This window comes from Providencia sp. NPDC089933, from assembly GCF_049545585.1.
In the GTDB taxonomy this organism is placed as follows: Bacteria; Pseudomonadota; Gammaproteobacteria; order Enterobacterales; family Enterobacteriaceae; genus Providencia; species Providencia huashanensis.
In genome coordinates this window covers 25,541-47,498 of sequence record NZ_JBMWDT010000012.1, presented here as the reverse complement: position 1 = coordinate 47,498, position 21,958 = coordinate 25,541, and the positions used below count along the sequence as shown (strand labels likewise).

At 42.5% G+C, this 21,958-nt stretch carries 15 protein-coding genes; all 15 read left to right on the top strand.

Annotated features, from left to right (window positions below; translation table 11 throughout):
• Nucleotides 1-5 precede the first annotated feature (5 nt).
• The 15 genes from hscA to der all read left to right on the top strand — a co-directional run bounded on the left by hscA (nt 6) and on the right by der (nt 21,846).
• Nucleotides 6-1,856, top strand: a complete 1,851-nt coding sequence (gene hscA, locus ACPEH5_RS16490; RefSeq protein ID WP_166686814.1) for a Fe-S protein assembly chaperone HscA — start codon at nt 6-8, stop codon at nt 1,854-1,856.
• 2 nt (nt 1,857-1,858) lie between these two features.
• On the top strand, nt 1,859-2,194 hold the full coding sequence (gene fdx / locus ACPEH5_RS16485; RefSeq protein ID WP_042844637.1) for an ISC system 2Fe-2S type ferredoxin: 336 nt from the start codon (nt 1,859-1,861) through the stop codon (nt 2,192-2,194).
• Nucleotides 2,195-2,445: 251 nt separating this feature from the next.
• The gene (iscX, locus tag ACPEH5_RS16480; protein ID WP_004912658.1) at nt 2,446-2,646 is read left to right on the top strand and encodes a Fe-S cluster assembly protein IscX; all 201 of its coding nucleotides are present in this window, start codon (nt 2,446-2,448) and stop codon (nt 2,644-2,646) included.
• A 173-nt stretch (nt 2,647-2,819) separates the two neighbouring features.
• Nucleotides 2,820-4,115 (top strand): aminopeptidase PepB, encoded by a 1,296-nt coding sequence (gene pepB, locus ACPEH5_RS16475; protein ID WP_042844635.1) that lies wholly within the window; start codon nt 2,820-2,822, stop codon nt 4,113-4,115.
• A gap of 124 nt (nt 4,116-4,239) precedes the next feature.
• Nucleotides 4,240-4,692, top strand: a complete 453-nt coding sequence (locus ACPEH5_RS16470) for an enhanced serine sensitivity protein SseB C-terminal domain-containing protein (protein ID WP_042844633.1) — start codon at nt 4,240-4,242, stop codon at nt 4,690-4,692.
• Between the two features lie 310 nt (nt 4,693-5,002).
• Nucleotides 5,003-10,042, top strand: coding sequence for an alpha-2-macroglobulin family protein (locus ACPEH5_RS16465; protein WP_281111130.1), 5,040 nt, complete (start codon nt 5,003-5,005; stop codon nt 10,040-10,042).
• A 74-nt stretch (nt 10,043-10,116) separates the two neighbouring features.
• Complete coding sequence (pbpC, locus tag ACPEH5_RS16460; RefSeq protein ID WP_210786777.1) at nt 10,117-12,438, top strand: peptidoglycan glycosyltransferase PbpC; 2,322 nt, start codon at nt 10,117-10,119, stop codon at nt 12,436-12,438.
• A gap of 279 nt (nt 12,439-12,717) precedes the next feature.
• Nucleotides 12,718-13,143, top strand: coding sequence for a nucleoside-diphosphate kinase (gene ndk, locus ACPEH5_RS16455; protein ID WP_042844627.1), 426 nt, complete (start codon nt 12,718-12,720; stop codon nt 13,141-13,143).
• A 159-nt stretch (nt 13,144-13,302) separates the two neighbouring features.
• The gene (locus tag ACPEH5_RS16450) at nt 13,303-14,484 is read left to right on the top strand and encodes a bifunctional tRNA (adenosine(37)-C2)-methyltransferase TrmG/ribosomal RNA large subunit methyltransferase RlmN (protein ID WP_042844625.1); all 1,182 of its coding nucleotides are present in this window, start codon (nt 13,303-13,305) and stop codon (nt 14,482-14,484) included.
• A gap of 201 nt (nt 14,485-14,685) precedes the next feature.
• The gene (rodZ, locus tag ACPEH5_RS16445) at nt 14,686-15,642 is read left to right on the top strand and encodes a cytoskeleton protein RodZ (protein ID WP_042844624.1); all 957 of its coding nucleotides are present in this window, start codon (nt 14,686-14,688) and stop codon (nt 15,640-15,642) included.
• A 157-nt stretch (nt 15,643-15,799) separates the two neighbouring features.
• On the top strand, nt 15,800-16,918 hold the full coding sequence (gene ispG, locus ACPEH5_RS16440; RefSeq protein WP_042844622.1) for a flavodoxin-dependent (E)-4-hydroxy-3-methylbut-2-enyl-diphosphate synthase: 1,119 nt from the start codon (nt 15,800-15,802) through the stop codon (nt 16,916-16,918).
• A 216-nt stretch (nt 16,919-17,134) separates the two neighbouring features.
• A complete protein-coding gene (hisS, locus tag ACPEH5_RS16435) occupies nt 17,135-18,412 on the top strand; it encodes a histidine--tRNA ligase (RefSeq protein WP_042844621.1) in 1,278 nt (425 codons plus the stop codon).
• A 10-nt stretch (nt 18,413-18,422) separates the two neighbouring features.
• Nucleotides 18,423-19,046, top strand: coding sequence for a YfgM family protein (locus tag ACPEH5_RS16430; protein ID WP_281111131.1), 624 nt, complete (start codon nt 18,423-18,425; stop codon nt 19,044-19,046).
• A gap of 20 nt (nt 19,047-19,066) precedes the next feature.
• Nucleotides 19,067-20,239, top strand: coding sequence for an outer membrane protein assembly factor BamB (bamB, locus tag ACPEH5_RS16425; protein WP_042844617.1), 1,173 nt, complete (start codon nt 19,067-19,069; stop codon nt 20,237-20,239).
• Between the two features lie 128 nt (nt 20,240-20,367).
• Nucleotides 20,368-21,846 (top strand): ribosome biogenesis GTPase Der, encoded by a 1,479-nt coding sequence (gene der / locus ACPEH5_RS16420; RefSeq protein WP_042844616.1) that lies wholly within the window; start codon nt 20,368-20,370, stop codon nt 21,844-21,846.
• Nucleotides 21,847-21,958: the final 112 nt, after the last annotated feature.

Genomic DNA, 21,958 nt, shown 5'->3' with positions numbered 1-21,958 from the left:
CGACTATGGCTTTATTACAAATCAGTGAACCGGGAATGACTGCTGCTCCACACCAACGTAAATTAGCAGCGGGGATTGACCTAGGAACCACTCACTCTTTAATTGCAACGGTACGAAGTGGTGAAGCCGCCGCATTACCTGACAACCAAGGGCGTTTTTTATTGCCTTCTATTGTGAATTATCAAGCAAATAGCAAACAAGTTGGTTGGGAAGCTAAACAACTAGCTGAGCAGGACCCGGTGAATACGGTTATTTCAGTAAAACGTATGATAGGGCGGTCATTAGCAGATATTCAAAAACGCTATCCTGATTTACCTTATCAATTGAGTGCCAGTGAAAATGGTTTACCATTTATTCAAACTGCTGCGGGCCAAGTTGACCCAATCCAAGTTTCTGCTGATATTTTAAAAACACTCGCTAAACGCGCACAAGAAACTCTCGGTGGTGAAATGGATGGCATCGTGATCACCGTTCCTGCCTATTTCGATGATGCACAGCGTCAAGGTACCAAAGATGCCGCACGTCTTGCTGGTTTACATGTGCTACGTTTACTCAATGAGCCGACGGCTGCGGCGATTGCTTATGGGTTAGACTCTGGGCAAGAAGGGGTAATAGCGGTTTATGACCTCGGCGGTGGTACATTTGATGTGTCTATCTTGCGCTTAAGTCGTGGTGTGTTTGAAGTATTAGCGACTGGTGGTGATACAGCGCTCGGCGGTGATGATTTTGACCAACTTCTTGCCGAGTGGATTGCCAATCAAGCTGGCGTTTCACTGCAAGGTGATCATCATTTAAATCGTCAATTATTGAATATTGCGACCAAAACAAAAATTGCGTTGAGTGATGCAAATACTGCGACCATTGATGTTGCTAATTGGCATGGTGAAATTCACCGTGAGCAATTTAATGCATTGATTGAAAATCATGTTAAACGGACATTGTTAGCCTGCCGTCGAGCATTGAAAGATGCGGGAGTTGAGGCAGAAGAAGTGTTGAATGTGGTGATGGTTGGGGGCTCAACGCGTGTGCCATTAGTTCGCCAGAAAGTGGGTGATTTTTTTGGAAAAGAACCACTGACCTCAATCGACCCTGACAAGGTTGTGGCCATTGGCGCGGCTATCCAAGCCGATATTCTAGTTGGGAATAAGCCTGACAGTGATATGTTATTGCTAGATGTTATTCCCCTGTCCCTTGGTTTAGAAACCATGGGGGGGCTTGTAGAAAAAGTGATTCCGCGCAATACCACTATCCCAGTCGCTCGTGCCCAAGAATTTACTACATTTAAAGATGGCCAAACGGCAATGAGCGTGCACGTAGTACAAGGTGAGCGTGAAATGGTTGCCGATTGCCGTTCATTAGCGCGTTTTACCTTGCGTGATATCCCAGCAATGGCTGCGGGGGGCGCACATATTCGGGTAACTTTCCAAGTTGACGCGGATGGGTTATTAAGTGTCAGTGCGATGGAAAAATCCACGGGTGTAGAAGCTTCTATTCAAGTTAAGCCATCTTATGGGTTAACGGATAATGAAATTTCAAGCATGATTAAAGATTCAATGTCAAACGCGCAAGATGATCTTAATGCGCGCCGCTTAGCGGAGCAAAAAGTTGAAGCGGCAAGAGTGCTTGAAAGTTTAACGAGTGCATTAGCGCAAGATGCCAATTTACTGACGCCAACAGAAGAGTCGGAAATTGATAATGCAGTCAATGAGTTAATTAAAGCGGTCGAGGGGACTGACCCGGCCGTAATTGAAAATGCCATTAAACAACTGGATAAGCAATCGCAGGATTTTGCTGCGCGTCGTATGGATAGCTCTATACGCCAAGCGCTGTCAGGCCATTCTGTGGATGAGATATAATTATGCCTAAAATAGTTTTTTTACCTCATAGTGATTTATGCCCAGACGGTGCGGTTGTTGAAGCACAAGAAGGCGAGTCTATTTTAAATGTTGCATTACGCAGTGGTATCGAACTCGAACATGCCTGTGAGAAATCCTGTGCTTGTACGACTTGCCATTGCATTGTTCGTGAAGGTTTTGATTCATTGGAAGAAAGCAGTGAGTTAGAAGACGATATGCTAGATAAAGCATGGGGCTTAGAACCTGAGAGCCGACTGAGTTGTCAGGCGCTGGTGACTGATGAAGATTTAGTGGTCGAGATTCCAAAATATACGATCAACCATGCCCGTGAACACTAATGCTCGTCATATTTCGCGCTGTCGCGGTGTTGGCTTCTTTCAAGTATTCGGGTCACATACCTGTGTATGCTCTCCGAGATACTTTCAATTGCCGCCTAGCGACAACGCGAACTATTTAGAGCATTGGACTATTTGTTAATATTTCATGCTGTCGCGGTATTGATGCTTTCAATCACAGGTAGCAGAGCGAGCGAATTATTTTGCACATTGAAGTGTAGATGAAAGCTTGATAATCAAATTAGTGAGGGAGTATGAGCTTAAAATGGTCAAATAGCCGTGAAATCGGTGAAGCATTATATGATGCATTTCCTGACGTTGATCCGAAAACCGTGCGCTTTACGGATATGCACCAGTGGATTTGCGACTTAGAAGAGTTTGATGATGACCCGCAAAAATCGAATGAGAAAATTTTAGAAGCGATTTTGTTAGTTTGGCTGGATGAATTCGAATAAGTGGTTTTTTCATCTAAAAACCGAGTGGCTATTAAGAATAGTGCTCGGTTTTTTTATTTTGCATCAGCACTATAATGATATCCCTAGTATTATTTATCAGTTAAGGTAACAGTAAGTGCGGGCAATCTATTGGGCTTTTGCTGTCCGCAAAAATAGACAAAGTGAGAAAAACGATGACAAAACAAATTATGCCAGTAATGATTTCTTGTGAGCCAGCAGCACCATGTTGGGGTGAAGGCGCATTGTTAAGCTCTAGCGATAACGGCATGACAATCCACCTGAAACACGCTGGGAAATTATGTGCTGTGCAAAGTGCTGGCCGTAAATTAGATGGGCAAGGTATTCGCAATGTTGCCTTAACCGGTGAGGGCTGGGACTTAGAAAAAAGTTGGGCATTTTGGCAAGGTTTTCGTGCACCGAAAGGGGCTAGAACTATTGAATGGCCTGTGTTACCAGAAGAAGACCGTAAAGAATTAGAAAACCGTATTCGTACTGTTGATTGGGTACGTGACGTCATTAATGCTCCGGCTGAAGAATTAGGGCCAGAGCAATTAGCAAAACGCGCTATTGACCTACTTTGCACCGTGGGCGCTCAAGATATTAGCTATCGCATTATCAAAGGTGATGACTTATTAGCTCAAGGTTATACGGGTATTCATACTGTTGGCCGTGGCTCAAGTCGCCCACCAGTATTCTTAGCTTTAGATTACAACCCAGGTGCAAACCCTAACGCGCCAGTTTTTGCAGCTCTAGTTGGTAAGGGTATTACCTTCGATTCGGGGGGCTATAGTATCAAGCCATCTGCTTCGATGAACTCAATGAAAGCGGACATGGGCGGGGCTGCCACTTTAGCAGGTTCATTGGCTCTAGCGATTTCACGCGGTTTGCAAAAACGTGTGAAAATGTTCCTGTGTATTGCAGATAACATGGTGAGTGGCAACGCATTTAAGTTAGGCGATATTATCCGTTACCGTAATGGCAAATCCGTAGAAATCATGAATACAGATGCTGAAGGGCGTTTAGTGTTAGCTGATGGCTTAATTGATGCGAGCAAAGAAAACCCGACACTGATTATTGATGCAGCAACCTTAACTGGTGCAGCAAAAATGGCAGTAGGTGGGGATTACCATTCAGTTTTAAGTTTCGATGACAAGTTAGTCGCTGATTTAATGAGTGCTTCAAATGAGGAATTTGAATTATTTTGGCGTTTACCATTAGCTGAATTTCATCGTCAGCAGCTACCGTCAGGTTTTGCTGATCTCAACAATATTGCTGCGCCATCTCATACTGCTGGGGCAAGTACAGCGGCGGCATTTTTATCCCATTTTGTTGAAAACTATCGCCAAAACTGGGTACATATTGATTGCTCGGCAACTTACCGTAAGTCTCCTGTTAGTTTATGGGCAGAAGGCGCAACAGGTATTGGTGTGAGAACACTGGCAAACTTGTTAATCAGTAAATCAAAATAACCCCCACGGGTTGACAATGGGCACGAGAAGAATACTTTTCGTGCCTATTTTTTACCTAAGCGATTTTTACCTCAATGAAAGTGCGAGTATAATCAGCAATTATTTTTAATAGCAGGGGATGGCAATGTCGCAGCAATCGAATAATAACAGTTCTATCCAAGAAACTGAGATCCAATATACTGAGTTAACCGTACCAAAAGGCTCATCACTTAAGCTAAGTGCTTTAGAAGAACAGCCACAAGCAATTGTCGATGCACTATCTGAGTTTTTTAAACAACACAAAGTCGTAAGACGTGGGTTTATAGTATCGGCAGTTGAGGATGAAGCTAGCGAAGAAAACCCAATTTTGTTGGTTGCATTGGAATTTACCGCGGGTGCTGAAAATATTGATGCAATTATTCATGATGCTGGGACATTAGCGTGTGATTTCTTAGCAGATAACGAATCGATTGATTTTTGTATCGTTAATGAACATGAAAAAGGGGTTAGTCATTTTATTACGCAGCATGTCCAGCCATTTTATCAACGCCGTTTAGGCAGTTTTCTACGAGATACTATCCCTGTCAAAAATACCTGATAAATAATATCTGAGTGGGAAAGTAGTTTTTTCTCACTCATAAATAAAAAATAGTCTTGAATAAACTTTTTTCTGCTTTCTATTGATAAACATTCCACATTCTTACGGTATTTTTTCCTAATGGTTTTTTCCGTTTTGTCTGATAGGTGTTTTTATAACACTCTGTTAAATTATATTGATGAAAGAAATAATTATTGGAAAACATCACTAATACATAAATTTAGTCATTTCCTAGTATCTAGTGGGTTTTAACTTCCTGTTAAAACCATAAAAAAACAGAAAAAATTAACTTATTAAAGGGCGGGCGGTAATGAAACAACAATCAGGTTGGGCTTCATTGGCGGGTCTAAAAACGAAAAAACGTTATCTTGCAATAGCATTAGCATCAGTCATGGCGTTAGTGGGGTGCGATAATACAGAAGACACCACTAAAAATGAGCAAAATGTGTCATCTACGGCACCAGAAAACCAAACCAAAACAGCACCTGTTGCAGAACAAAAAAAGTCAGCACCAAAGCTTTCTACTGAAGAAATGGTAAAAAAATACGCAGGGAAAGACTTAACAGTGTTGGATGCATCTGAATTACAGCTTGATGGTGCTAGCGCCATGGTGGTGACTTTTTCTGTACCATTACAAGCAGACCAAGACTTTGGTCAGTATTTAAACTTAATTGATGTGAAAACAGGTAAGCTGGATGGTGCTTGGGAACTATCTGATAACCAGATGGAATTACGTTTTCGCCATCTTCCACCTTCAAAAGAATTAAATTTATCGATTAACCCAGGTATTAAAGCGGTTAACGAACGCACACTCTCTGAGAGTTTTAATAAAAAGCTGACAACTGCCCAGATCATTCCAACCGTTGGCTTTGCGAGCAAAGGTTCTTTATTGCCAAGTAAGGTTGCTCAAGGCTTGCCAGTTATTGCATTGAATGTTGATAAAGTTGATGTGAATTTTTTCCGTGTAGACGAAAAACAACTACCGCAATTTTTGGCGAAGTGGCAATACCGCAGTAATTATGAATATTGGTATTCAGAAGAGTTTCTTGACAAAGTTGAACTGGCTTACACCGGTCGGTTTGATTTAAACCCGGATAAAAATACACGACAAACGATTTTATTGCCGTTAAAAGACATCAAAGAACTACAGCAAGATGGCGTTTATTTAGCCATCATGCAAAAAGCGGGGAGCTACAGTTACCAATTCCCAGCTACGGTATTCACATTAAGTGATATTGGAGTGTCATTACACAGCTACCAAGACCGTGTGGATATCTTCACTCAATCATTAGCGAAAGGCTCTGCAATTAAAGGCGTAGAGTTACGTATTTTGGATGACAAAGGCCAGTTAGTCACAAAAGGGACAACGGATGGAGATGGTCATGCGCAATTAGATAAATTGGCGGGTGGGAAATTATTACTGGCAACCCATGATGGGCAAACCAGTATGATTGATTTAACACAACCTGCGCTTGATTTATCGGAATTCGACATTTCAGGGCCAGAGGGCTACGCAAAGCAATTTTTCACCTTTGGACCTCGTGATTTATACCGCCCAGGCGAACTATTATTAGTCAATGGGTTATTACGTGATGGGGATGGTAATCCCGTTAAAAGCCAACCCGTCAAGGTGGACGTATTAAAAACGGATGGGCAAGTTGTAAGAAGCTTTGTTTGGCAACCGGATGAAAAGCAAAATGGCTTATATCAGTACCAATTTGAAATCCCTAAAAATGCAGAAACAGGTGGTTGGTCATTACGCTTTGATTTAGGAGATGGTTCACCGCAACGCTATTATAAATTCAATGTTGAAGATTTTATGCCTGAACGGATGGCATTAGAAATCGAAGGTAGTGATGTTCCTCGTTTAACGGATCAGTCAGTAGATTTTGATATTCAAGGGCGTTATTTATACGGTGCGCCAGCGGCAGATAACCAACTGCAAGGGCAAATTGTATTAAAAGCGGATCGCGAAGCTGTAGCTAAACTCCCCGGTTTTGAATTTGGTGCCGTCAATGAGGAAGGTTTACCGCGTAAACTGGATGAGTTTGACCTGACACTCGATAGCAATGGGGAAACGGTCATCTCAATTCCAAACAGTAATTGGAGTTCAATTCGTTCACCGATTTCAGCTGTTTTACAAGCCAGCTTATTAGAAGCGGGTGGCCGCCCAGTAACGCGCCGCGCTGAGCAGGCTATTTGGCCAGCAGACAAGCTGGTGGGTATACGCCCATTATTTGCTAAAAAAGAAATTTACGATTACCGCACTGACCGCTATGTAAAACGCCATAATGTGGATGAAAACTCATTAGCAGAATTCGAATTAGTCATGGCAGATGCGGCGGGTAATAAATTGGCTGCAGAAAACTTAACAGCTCGTTTAGTGTATGAGCGCCGTGATTATTATTGGAGTTGGTCTGAAAGTGGTGGCTGGTCATCAAATTATGATCAAAAAGATTTAGTGATGGCGAATGAAAACATCACGATAGCTAAAGATGGTACTGCAAAAGTATCATTTCCAGTGGATTGGGGTGCTTTCCGTTTAGAAGTCGTTAACCCAGAAAATAAATTGGTCACTAGCCTTCAGTTTTGGGCCGGTTACTCATGGCAAGATAACACTGGCGGCAGTGGTTCCGTTCGACCTGACCAAGTGAAGCTAAGCCTGAATAAACCAGCTTATTTACCGGGTGAAAAGGCGAAAGTGCGCATCGAATCACCAAAAGCCGGGAAAGGCTATGTATTGTTGGAGTCGAGCAACGGCCCATTATGGTGGCAAGAAATTGACGTGCCTGAAAAAGGTTTAGATATTGAAATTCCAGTCAATAAAGAGTGGGCTCGCCATGATTTATATGTCTCCGCGGTTGTCGTGCGCCCTGGGGATGATTCTAAAGAAGCAACCGTGAAACGTGCGGTAGGCGTGCTTCATCTCCCTATTGCAGATGAAAACCGTAAGATTGCATTGGCACTAAGTGCACCAAATAAAATGCGCCCAAATCAAGATTTAACGGTAAAAATCAAAGCGACAGCACAAGACGGCAAGCCATTACCTGAAAAAGTGAATGTGTTGCTATCTGCGGTTGATACGGGTGTATTAAATATCACTGATTTTAAAACGCCAGACCCATACGATGCTTTTTTTGGTCGTAAACGTTATAGCGTGGACCAATACGATGTTTATGGCCACTTGATTGAAGGGCAAGGTAAAATTGCCAACCTACGTTTTGGTGGGGATAGCGAAGACGCTGCGATAGAGCGCGGTGGGATGAAGCCACTAACCGAAGTACAAATCATTGCTGAGCAAGCAACACCTGTGACCCTAGATAAAAACGGAGAAGGGGAAGTGAGTTTGGCTATCCCTGATTTTAACGGTGAATTACGTGTGATGGCGCAAGCGTGGAATGAAAAGGATTTCGGGCACGCAGATAGTAAAGTCACGGTTGCAGCGCCTTTAGTGACACAGATGTCGATGCCACGCTTTATGGCCGGAGGCGATAAGTCTTACTTTGCCCTTGATTTGACGAATATGACTGACAACACGCAAAACGTGACGGTCAATTTCAAGGCATCAGGAATGGTGAAACTTGATGGTGCTAGTAGCCGTGAATTGCAACTTCCTAAAGGGAAACGTACAACACTAACGTTACCAGTAAAAGCTGACTATGGTTTTGGTGAGGGTGAGGTTTCTATGACCATCAATGGCATGACGATTGATGGTGAAGCCAATAAAGAATATAGCAATAGTTGGAAAGTGGGGGTACGTCCAGCACAGCCAGCTGAAACTATTTCCTTCGCGACATCGATTGAACCGGGGAATGTATGGTCGTTACCGACTAACCAAATCGCAGGCCTACAGCCGGATACGATTGAAGGGCAAGTCTTGTTAACCAGCCGTCCTCCATTAGATATTTCCCGCTATATCAGGGAATTATTTGCTTATCCATACGGCTGTTTGGAACAAACGATTAGTGGGTTATATCCATCGTTGTTCTCAACTCAAGCTGAATTGAATAAGTTAGGGATCAAAACACAAACCGATGCCGACCGCCATAAAGCGATTGAAATTGGTATTCCACACTTATTGAGTATGCAACGTAATGACGGCGGTTTCTCACTGTGGGATAGAAATGGGCGTGAAGAGTATTGGTTGACGGCCTATGCTGCAGATTTCTTAAATAAAGCCAATCAGCGCGGGTTTACCGTACCTCAAGAAGCATTAAGTAATGCTAATACGCGTTTGTTAAGTTATTTGCAAGATGGTAATCAAATCAATTACCCATATACAGAGAATCAAGCGGGAGCTCGTTTTGCGACCCAGGCCTACGCAGGTTTAGTGTTGGCATCGCAACAAAAAGCACCTTTAGGCGCATTACGTCAGTTTTATAACCAAAGTAGCCATGCTGCAAGTGGTTTACCGTTAGTTCAGCTTGGTGTTGCTTTGAATCTAATGGGCGATAAAGCACGAGGCGAAAGCGCTGTTATTGATGGGTTGAAAAAACAGCGTAGCCGTTATAGTTATGTTGGTGATTATGGTTCGGTGATCCGCGATGATGCGATGATTGTTGCGTTATTAAATGAATATAATTTAATGCCAAAATCACGCGATCAAAAATTGCAGGTTTTATCTAATAATCTGATATCTCAGCGTTACTTCTCAACTCAAGAAAGCAATGCATTGTATTTAGCAGGGCGTTTCTACTTAAATGAAAGCGAATCTCCGTGGAAAGCGACGGTCAATGGTCAGGAACCACCAATGGTTTCAGATAAACCCGTAAGTGAGTTCTTGAGCAAAGATCAGCTACAGACTGGTTATAGCATTGAAAATAGTGGCACTAACACCCTATATACGCGTTTAAATGTAGTGGGTTATCCGCAGCAGTCACCAAAACCAAGCTCAAATGTGTTAGGTATCTCTCGCAGTTACTACGACATGAAAGGTAACCGTATTTCATTAGATAGACTCAGAAGTGGTGAAATGGTGGTGGTTAAACTTGAAGTTCAAGCGTCACAAAGTGTGCCTGATGCGTTGGTGGTTGACTTACTGCCAGCAGGCTTAGAATTGGAAAACCAAAACTTAGCAAACAGCAGCGCTAACTTAAGTGAATCAGCACCAAATCTTCAAGAATTAATTGATGATATGCAACAATCACAAATCCGTCATATGGAATACCGTGATGATCGCTTTGTTGCTGCCGTTGAAGTTCAGAAATATCGGCCGACAACATTGGTGTATTTAGCGCGCGCAGTGACACCGGGTGTGTATAGCATCCCTGTGCCACAGGTTGAATCAATGTATGTACCTGAATGGCGTGCGACAGGTTATTCTGATGGCCAACTAGAAATCGTTCGTTAATTGTCACCTAAAGCCCTTATATTGGAGTTAAGATATAAGGGCTTTTTTATTTCATCATCTTGGTACATCCATCAATGAAAAAATGGTTACGTCGCACCACCTTTACACTGTTACTGTTAGTTATTTTTCTGCCATTACTATTTTTTATTGCAGACAAGATTTGGCCTTTGCCAATTAAAAAAATAGAAATGGCACGAACAGTCGTGGCGGCGGACGGAACGCCTTTATGGCGCTTTGCGGATAAAGAAGGGATTTGGCGTTTTCCTGTCCAGTTGGAAGAGGTTTCGCCGGATTTTATCGAAGCATTGTTAACCTATGAAGACCGTTATTTTTATCGTCACCCTGGGGTAAACCCGTTTTCATTAGTAAGAGCAGCGGGGCAGTTGGTGAGTTCAGGTCGTATCGTGTCCGGTGGGAGTACTATCTCCATGCAGGTTGCTAGGCTAATCGACCCTCACGAAAGAACGCTTGGCGGAAAATTAAAACAACTCTGGCGTACCGCTCAACTTGAATATCATTATTCTAAAGACGAAATTCTTGAGATGTATTTAAATCGCGCACCATACGGTGGGACGATAGAAGGTATTGGGGCTGCTAGCTGGGTCTATTTAAACAAAGCCCCTGCCAAATTAACGGCAAGTGAAGCTGCATTATTTGCGGTTTTACCTCAGGCTCCAAGCCGTTTACGACCAGACAGATACCCAGAAAGAGCGCAAGCTGCTCGTGATAAAGTGCTGGATAGGCTAGAAGAATACCAAGTGTGGAGTGCGGAAAAAGTTGCTGATATTAAACAAGAACAAATTTGGTTAGCACCGCGGAAAAATCCGCATTTGGCTCCTCTATTGGCTCGACGAGTCACTAAAGACACCCAAGAACCAATTATTGAAACTACCATTGATGCCAGTTTGCAAAGGCAATTGGAAGATATGGCTATGAATTGGAAAAACCAATTGCCCAAGCAAACTTCGCTGGGGATTTTGGTGGTTGATCATACTGATATGAGTGTAAAAGCCTATATTGGGTCAATCGATTTCTTAGATGATAGCCGTTTTGGTCACGTCGATATGATTAGTGCATGGCGTTCACCGGGGTCTACGCTGAAACCTTTTTTATATGGGTTAGCGATGGACGAAGGCTTAATTCACGCAGAATCACTCTTACAAGATGTTCCAAGGCGGTTTAATGATTATCGACCGGGAAATTTTGACAGTGGTTTTAATGGCCCAGTCAGTGTGAGTGATGCGCTGGTTCGTTCCTTAAATTTACCGGTAGTTCAGTTATTGGATATCTACGGTAGTAAACGTTTTACAGCGCAATTACGTAATGTTGGAACTGAGTTACGTTTCCCATTGGGAAGCGAACCTAACTTATCGTTGATTTTAGGCGGAACTGCAACTCGCATGGAAGATTTAGTCTCTGCGTATAGTGCATTTGCCCGCAAAGGTCATGTCTCACCTTTGCGGTTTAAACCGTCAGATAAAATCCGAGATAGGGTACTAATGTCACCGGGGGCGGCATGGATAGTGCGACGCATTATGGGGGGAGAAGCACGCCCAGTGCCTGATGAGAATTTATCAGGGCAATTGAATTTAGCTTGGAAAACAGGGACTAGCTATGGCTATCGTGATGCATGGGCGATAGGGGTTAATCCACGTTATACTATCGGTGTTTGGGTTGGGCGTCCTGATGCGACACCCGTGGCGGGGCAGTTGGGTTTTGCGACTGCGATTCCGATAATGAACCAAGTAAATGCCATGTTGCTGAGTAAAATATATTCATCCCATCAGCCGTTGCCAAAAGATATTAAACCCGCCAGTGTCAGCCAAGCTGTGATTTGTTGGCCGGGAGGGACATCATTATTGAAAGACGACAGTAATTGCCGTCAACGGCGGTTAAGTTGGATTTTGGATAATACCATCCCGCCAACCTTGATGGCGAGGGACCAAGAATCGTTATTAGGTTTAAGACAAAAAGTCTGGGTTAATGACAAAGGGTTACAAGTCGCAGCCGATTGCCCGAATGCGCAAGAAAAAGAAGTCCACTTATGGCCCATTACGGTAGAGTCATGGTTACCAGCAAGTGAGAAACGAGTTAATCGTTTACCAAAAGTAGACCTAACTTGCCCACCCCTCAAATTGGAAATGCCACCCTTATTAATTTCAGGCGTGCGAGATAGCGAAGTTTTACAACGTTTACCCGGGAAAACGAGCTTGGATTTACGTCTCGTCACTCAAGGTGGGCAGGGTGAAAAATGGTGGTTCCTAAATGGCGAGCAAGTTAACACGACAGAGCAAAATGGTTCAATTTTGCTGACACTTGATAAAGCAGGGAGCTACCAAGTTTCTGTATTAGATCTAAGCGGTCAAGTGGCGGCAATTAACTTTAGAGTTCGATAATAGTTGAAAAACGTGACTTACCCGAAAAAATAGTGTTTTTTGCTATAAAAAGTTTAACAAAATGTTGATGTGACTGTAGGAAATTGTAATCAGAGCCCCTATAATCATCGCCTTATTTTTCTTTTTCCTAGGTGTGCTTAATTTTAAAGCCTAAAAACCTAATATCAGAAATAGAAATAATATAAAAAACTACAACATGCCCCTATTTCACGTTCTTGAATCCTAACTTACAGGGAAGAGCAAAGAATAAAGGCCTAATAAATCGCTAAGAGGTTATTTATGACTGTTCAACGTACATTTTCTATTATTAAACCAAACGCTGTGAAGAAAAACGTCATCGGTGCTATCTACAACCGTTTCGAAAGCGCAGGTTTTTCTATCGTTGCTGCTAAAATGATGCATTTAACTCGTGAGCAAGCTGAAGGCTTCTACGCTGAACACAAAGGTCGTCCTTTCTTTGAAGGTCTGGTTGAATTTATGACTTCAGGCCCAATCATGCTGCAAGTGTTAGAAGGCGAAAATGCAATTCAACGTCACCGTGACCTGATGGGCGCAACTAACCCAGATAACGCATTAGCGGGGACTTTACGTGCAGACTACGCTGACAGCTTCACTGAAAACGCAACTCACGGTTCAGACTCTGAAGAATCTGCTGCACGTGAAATCGCGTATTTCTTCACTGCTGACGAAATTTGCCCACGCTAATACGCTTTACATAATGCATTAGCATTATTGTTGTAAAGTTTGTACAATGCGACGCCCTGCTATTATTAGCGGGGCGATTATCTTTTTAAGACTGCAAAATTACGTCGTGCTATAATAAATGTTAGCACTGCCGAAAGTGTAATAACGAGGCAATACATCATGTCTGATATGACGACAGCTGCACAATGTGCAACTTCTTCCGCTATTTCTGTCACACCAGAAAAAACGAACCCAAAAACGAATTTACTTGATTTAAATCGCAAACAGATGCGTGAATTTTTTGCACAGATGGGTGAGAAACCTTTCCGTGCGGATCAGGTCATGAAGTGGATTTATCACTATTGCTATGATGATTTCGATCAAATGACCGATATTAATAAAGTCCTGAGAGCAAAACTGAAAGAAGTCGCGGAAATCCGTGCTCCTGAAGTATCTGAGGAACAACGTTCATCTGATGGCACCATTAAATGGGCGATAAAAGTAGGAGATCAGTTGGTTGAGACGGTTTATATCCCAGAAGCAGACCGTGCAACGTTGTGTGTTTCTTCACAAGTTGGTTGTGCGCTGGAATGTAAATTTTGTTCTACGGCACAGCAAGGGTTCAACCGTAACTTGCGTGTTTCAGAAATCATTGGTCAAGTATGGCGAGCGGCGAAAATTATTGGTTCGTTGAAATCCAGTGGTCGTCGTCCAATCACTAACGTTGTTATGATGGGAATGGGCGAGCCATTACTGAATCTGAACAATGTGGTCCCAGCCATGGAAATTATGTTAGATGATTTCGGTTTTGGTTTATCTAAGCGCCGAGTTACGATTTCAACATCGGGTGTTGTACCTGCTTTGGATAAACTAGGCGATATGATAGATGTTGCCTTAGCCATCTCATTACATGCTCCGACAGACGATATTCGTGATGATATTGTTCCAATTAATAAGAAATATAACATTGAAACATTCCTCAACAGTGTAAACCGCTATTTAACAAAATCGAATGCAAATGCTGGGCGGGTTACGGTTGAGTATGTGATGTTAGATCACGTTAATGACAGTGTTGAACAAGCACATCAACTGGCGGAATGTTTAAAAAACACACCAAGTAAAATCAACTTGATCCCATGGAACCCATTCCCTGGTGCACCATATGGTCGCAGCTCAAATAGCCGGATAGACCGTTTCTCTAAGGTGCTGATGGAATATGGTTTTACAACGATAGTCCGTAAGACTCGTGGTGATGATATTGACGCAGCATGTGGCCAGTTAGCGGGTGATGTGATCGATAGGACAAAAAGGACTTTGAAAAAACGTATAGCAGGGGAACCTATCAAGGTAAAAACAGTCTGATTTATAGATATTATCTAATCAGTGAGTTAGGTTATGTTTCGAGGCGTTTTACAGTTAGGCAAAACGTCTTTGTTCACCTACAATAGTTGAAGCAATATGATAAATTTAACTGTTGTTTCAAAACTATGATAAATTCTGACGAATAAAGCTACTGAATAGTTGCTTTATATTTTTTTAACTTGGAAATAGTGTTGCCAGCAAATGACTATCGAAAATAATACCGAACAAACCACTGTGACTGTAGGACAATTATTGGTGCAAGCTCGTGAGCGCATGGGGTTAACACAAGATATTGTCGCAGAACGATTATGTCTCAAAGTAAGTACGGTAAATGAGATAGAACAAGATATTCCCCCCGCTGGCGTGGAACCTACATTTTTACGCGGTTATATTCGTCTATACGCACGTATGGTGGGTGTGGCTGAAAGCGAAATTAAAGACTTAATGAAAACGGAAGAGCCTGTTCCGTTAGCAAAAGTTTCTCCAATGCAAAGCTACTCACTAGGCAAACGACGTAAAAAACGTGAAGGCTGGTTAATGAAACTGACTTGGTTAATCGTAATTGTACTGATTGCGATGGTCGGTATCTGGTGGTGGCAAGATCACAACGCGCAAAAAGACGAGTTAGTCTCGATGGCGAGTCAGAACGATTTGATATTGTCTCAGCAAGATAACAATACAACCCCTGTTGACTTACCAAGTCCTACAGGTGAAGCACCTATCGGGGCTGCAATATTAGAAAATACCCCAGAAACATTGGCTCAGCAACCGTCGACGGCGGCTCCTTCATCGGTTAATCCAGTGGAAGAAAATGCGCCAGTGAAGACTATTCCACTACCGAATGCGGCCCAAACAACGAATGCGTTAGACCGAACGCATTCGGCTGAAAATACAGAAATTGCACCTGTTAGCAGTAGTGCGCTAGTGTTAAATTTCACGGGGCAGTGCTGGTTAGAGATTCGTGATGCGAATAATAAAATCTTATTTAGTGGTACTAAAAATAATGGTGATAAGCTCGAACTCGATGGCGCACAGCCTTATCGCTTAAATATTGGTGCCCCTGCGAATGTCACAGTACAATTCCAAGGTAATGCGGTGGATTTAAGCCGTTTCATCAAAGCGAAACGCCCTGCTAAATTGAAATTACCTGAAGCTTAAAGTATGACGAATAAAAAGAGGCAAACTATATCCGAAAACATCTTTTATGATAGTTTATAGTTTGCTTTCTTGTGTATAGTGAAACCAGTAAGACGAAATTGTTAACACTATAACACGGTATAAAAGAGCACATGGACGTTCGGAGAATTAAAGAAAAATGCATAATGAATCACCGATAAAAAGACGTAAATCCACTCGAATTAACGTAGGCAATGTGCCTATAGGCGATGGCGCACCCATCGCAGTTCAATCAATGACGAATACCCGCACAACGGATGTTGATGCAACGGTACAGCAAATTAAATCCCTTGAACGCGTTGGCGTAGATATTGTTCGTGTTTCAGTCCCCACTATGGATGCAGCTGAAGCATTTAAATTGATTAAGCAGCAGGTCAATGTGCCATTAGTGGCAGATATTCATTTTGATTATCGCATTGCCCTTAAAGTTGCAGAATACGGCGTTGATTGCTTGCGCATTAATCCAGGTAATATTGGTAGCGAAGAAAGAATACGCCAAGTTGTTGATTGTGCACGTCACTACAATATCCCCATTCGAATCGGTGTTAATGGTGGTTCCCTTGAGAAAGACATTCAAGAAAAATACGGCGAGCCTACACCAGAAGCGCTAGTCGAATCAGCGATGCGCCATGTGGATATTTTGGATAGACTGAACTTTGATCAGTTCAAAATCAGCGTGAAAGCCTCTGATGTCTTTTTAGCCGTGGGGTCTTATCGCTTATTGGCAAATAAAATTGATCAACCCTTACATTTGGGGATCACCGAAGCTGGTGGCGCACGTTCAGGCTCGGTTAAATCTGCAATTGGCTTAGGTATGTTATTGTCGGAAGGTATTGGTGATACCTTGCGAATTTCATTAGCCGCAGACCCAATTGAAGAAGTAAAAGTCGGTTTTGATATTCTAAAATCATTACGAATTCGCTCTCGCGGTATCAACTTTATTGCTTGCCCAACCTGTTCACGTCAAGAGTTTGACGTCATTGGGACCGTTAATGCTTTAGAACAACGTCTAGAAGACATTATTACGCCAATGGATGTCTCGATCATCGGTTGTGTGGTTAATGGCCCAGGTGAAGCCGAAGTTTCAACACTTGGTGTTGCAGGGGCGAAAACTAAAAGCGGTTTCTATGAAGATGGTAAGCGGCAAAAAGAACGCTTTGATAATGATAATATTATTGACCAACTTGAAGCGAAAATCCGTGCTAAAGCGGCGATGATGGATGAGAGTAACCGGATCGAAATTAACCTAAAAAATTAATTAGGTAAATAAACTGGCTCGTATAGAGCCAGTTTTTACATTTATCAGGCTATTAATGGTGTTAATTATCCGTGTTTTTTTCTAAAATCGAACACTCATCGGGCAAATAAACAGATAATTCCCGATTCGTATCAGTAATTGGTGTTTGTTGATTGAACCTGATGATATTTCGCTCTTATAATCAAACTTATGTAATTCTGAAAATAGAGAAATAAAGTGGGAAAAAATATCCAAGCCATTCGCGGCATGAATGATTACTTACCAGCTGACACGCGTGTATGGCAAAAAATCGAAGCAACATTGAAAAATATTTTACAGGGTTATGGTTTTAGTGAAATACGTACCCCGATTGTAGAGCAGACCCCGCTATTTCGTAGAGCGATTGGTGAAGTGACGGATGTCGTTGAAAAAGAAATGTATACCTTCAATGACCGTAATGAAGAAAGTCTGACATTACGCCCAGAAAATACCGCAGGCTGTGTCCGCGCAGGTATTGAGCATGGTTTGCTGTACAATCAGGAACAACGTTTGTGGTATTTAGGGCCAATGTTTCGCTATGAACGCCCTCAAAAGGGGCGTTACCGCCAGTTTCACCAATTAGGTGCAGAGGTATTTGGTTTGAGTGGGCCAGACATCGATGCCGAAATGATCCTAATGACAGCGCGTTGGTGGAAAGCATTAGGTATAAGCGAACATGTGACGCTAGAACTAAACTCAATTGGTTCGTTAGACGCGCGTGCAAATTATCGTGAGGCTTTGGTTGCATTTTTAGAGCAACATAAAGATAAGCTGGATGAGGACTGTAAACGCCGGATGTACACTAACCCACTTCGCGTTTTGGACTCTAAAAATCAAGGGGTGCAAACGTTATTGAATGATGCACCTGAACTGTTTGATTACCTTGATGTCGAATCACGTGAACACTTCGATGGTTTGTGTAAACTATTAGATACTGCGGGTATCAAATATCGTGTTAATCAGCGTTTAGTTCGTGGTCTTGATTACTATAACCGTACTGTATTTGAATGGGTTACAACGGCACTAGGCTCTCAAGGTACAGTCTGTGCCGGTGGCCGCTACGATGGCCTTGTCGAGCAATTAGGCGGCAGAGCTACCCCAGCTGTTGGTTTTGCCATGGGTATGGAACGCATGGTGTTGCTAGTCCAAGAAGTGAATCCAGCATTTACCGCAGACACTTCAGTGGCTGACGTGTATTTAGCGTCTTTTGGTGAAAATTGCCAACAAGCTGCCTTATTGGTTGCTGAAAAAGTACGTGATGAATTACCTACTTTGAGATTAATGGCTAACCACGGCGGTGGGAACTTCAAGAAACAGTTAGCAAGAGCAGATAAACAAGGCGCTAAAATTGCTTTGATCTTGGGGGAAGACGAAATGACTAATGGTCAAGTAACCTTGAAAGATTTGCGCACAGGCGCACAAGAAACTATTTCACAGCAACTAATGGCATCTCGCATCGCTGAGCTATTAGGTTAAGGAGAGACAAGTGGAAGTCTATACAAACGAAAATGATCAAGTTGATGCGATCAAACGCTTTTTTGCTAACAACGGTGTTGCATTAGTTGTTGGCCTTGTTATTGGTGTTGGTGGTGTATTTGGTTGGAATTACTGGCAGTCACATAAAACCGATATATTGCAAGAAAGCGCCCAAAAATTTGAAACAGTGAGTACCCAACTGCGTTCAGGCTCAGAACAAAGTATCGTTGCCGCGCAAAAATTTGCTGCTGAAACTGATGATGTTTACAGCGCAATGATGGGGCTAGAGTTAGCGCAAATCGCCGTTGATAAAGGCGACTTAGCGAATGCACAAACTGCGCTAACTAATGCATTAGCTAAAGCAAAAACGGTTGATATGCAAGATTTAATTAACTTGCGTTTGGCTCGCGTACAATTGGCTCAAGGTAATGCTGATGGTGCGATAGCATCTATTACGAATATCAAAGGTAAGTCATGGCAAGCGACGGCACAGGATGTCCGTGGTGATGCTTTACTCCATAAGGGTGATAAAGCTGGTGCAAAAGCCGCATACACTCAGGGGCTAGAAAGTGAAGGTTCTCAATCTCTTAGAGGTATTTTAACTCTGAAATTGAACAACGTATCTAATTCATAAGAAGAAAGGAAACGACAAACATGCAGTTGCGCAAAACTCTTTTGGTTGGCCTAGTCGCTTCAGCTTTACTTGCCGGTTGTTCCAGCGAAACTGATTCTATCATTATGGCGCCACTTCCGCAGGTTGAGAATCAATTTACTCCATCAATTGTTTGGGATAAATCTGTTGGTAATGGCGTTGAACAATTTTACTCCGAGTTATCGCCTGCTTGGGATGGCTCAGCTGTTTATGCGGCAGACCGTAAAGGTTTAGTGAAAGCATTTGAGCTAGACAGTGGTAAAGAGATTTGGTCTGTTGACTTGTCCAAGCGTACCGGTTTCCTTTCTGCGAATTTATCCGCGTTATTATCAGGTGGTTTAACTGTTGATGGCGATAAAATCTTTATTGGTACTGAGCGTGGTACCGTTATTGCCTTAAACAAAGAAGATGGTCAAGTTATTTGGGATGTTGAAGTTGCTGGTGAAGCCCTTTCTAAACCGGTTGTTAGTAACGATTTAGTCGTTATTCATACTAGCAATGGCCAATTGCAAGCGTTAGATGTAAATAGTGGTGAAATCAAGTGGACTGTTAACATGGACACGCCATCACTGTCTTTACGTGGTGAATCTGCACCAGCGGTCGCATTTGGGGCCGCAATTGTTGGTGGTGATAACGGGCGTGTAAACGCCGTTTTATTATCACAAGGGCAACTGATTTGGCAACAACGCATTTCTCAAGTCACTAGTTCAACTGAGATCGGCCGTTTGAATGATGTCGATATGACACCGATTATTGATGACGGCAAAGTCTATGCGATTGCTTATAATGGCACATTAGCATCACTTGATATGCGCTCAGGCCAAATTTTATGGAAACGCGAACTAGGTTCAATTAATGATATGGTGATGTCAGGTGAAAACCTGTATCTCGTTGACCAAAATGACCGCGTGTTGTCCGTCCGTAAAAGTGATGGTGTGACATTGTGGACACAAGAAGACTTACTAAACCGTGGTTTGTCAGCACCTGAAATGTTTAATGGTTATATTGTTGTCGGTGACAAAGAAGGCTACTTACATTGGTTAGATATGAATACGGGTGAGTTTGTTGCTCAAAATAAATTAAACAGCTCCGGTATTCACAGTCGCCCTGTTGTTGCAAGTGATAAACTAATGGTTCAGACGAAAAACGGAACAGTTTATCTGTTAACGCGTTAATTTTCTGACAAACCGACAATTTATCGATAAAATCAACGGTTCCTGATGACAGGAGCCGTTCGTTTTTTGTTTTCTGAGTGAAAGCTTCAGAATTCCTTTAGTTAATAAAAGTTGTGAGGCATCTAAGAATGATACCCGTCGTAGCGCTGGTAGGGCGTCCAAACGTAGGAAAATCCACGTTATTTAACCGTTTAACCCGTACCCGTGACGCATTAGTAGCGGACTTTCCCGGTCTGACTCGTGATCGCAAATATGGTCGTGCCGAAGTGGAAGGGCATGAGTTTATTATTATTGACACGGGTGGTATCGATGGGACTGAGGAAGGCGTAGAAACGCATATGGCCGCACAGTCCTTACAAGCCATTGAAGAAGCTGACATTGTATTGTTCATGGTCGATGCGAGAGCCGGGTTGATGCCAGCAGATGAAGGAATTGCCAAACATCTTCGTAGCCGCAAGAAAAAAACTTACTTAGTGGCAAATAAAACTGATGGTATTGATGTAAATACCGCAGTTGGTGATTTTTATTCGCTTGGGTTAGGGGAAATACACCCCATTGCTGCCTCCCACGGTCGTGGTGTAACACAATTAATTGAACAATCTTTGAAACCGTTTATTGGTGAAGAAGAAGAGCAAGTTGAGTTAACGGAAGAAGAAGCAAATGCGGCTTACTGGGCTGAGTTAGAAGCAGAAGGCCAACTTGCTGAAGATGAAGAAGACGATTTTGACCCAACCACATTACCCATCAAATTAGCGATTGTGGGTCGCCCAAATGTGGGTAAATCAACACTCACAAATCGTATCCTAGGTGAAGATCGCGTTGTTGTGTTTGATATGCCGGGTACAACCCGTGACAGTATTTATATTCCAATGGAACGCGATGACCGTGAGTACATTCTGATTGATACTGCGGGCGTGCGTAAACGTGGGAAAGTAACGGAAACAGTAGAAAAATTCTCTGTAATTAAAACACTGCAAGCAATCGAAGATGCAAACGTTGTGTTGCTAGTGATTGACGCAAGAGAAGGTATCTCAGACCAAGATTTATCGTTACTTGGCTTTATTTTAAATGCTGGGCGTTCACTGGTGATTGCGGTTAACAAATGGGATGGCATGAAACCAGAAGACCGTGAACATGTAAAAGACATGCTAGAGTTACGTCTTGGTTTTGTTGACTTTGCACGTATTCACTTTATTTCAGCGTTGCATGGTAGCGGTGTAGGTAATTTATTTGAATCGGTGCAAGAGGCTTATGAATCCGCTACGCGTCGTGTGGGAACGGCATTGTTAACTCGAATTATGAATATGGCGGAAGACGAACACCAGCCGCCGTTGATTCGTGGCCGTCGAGTTAAAATGAAATATGCACACGCAGGGGGGCATAACCCACCGATAGTGGTGATCCATGGTAACCAAGTGTCGGATTTGCCTGATAGCTATAAACGCTACCTAATGAATTATTTCCGTCGCTCACTGCAAGTGATGGGGACGCCAATTCGTATTCTGTTTAAAGAGGGTGAAAACCCATATGCAGATAAGAAAAATAAACTAACTGCAACCCAATTACGTAAACGTAAGCGTTTGATGCAACATCTTAAAAAACGTTAGTGGGTCAAAGTATCAGCTAAGGGTTTACTAACCTTAGTGAATAAAAAGCCGTAACAAAATTATTGTGTTACGGCTTTTTATTATATTATCGATTTAAATAGTTTAATAATTA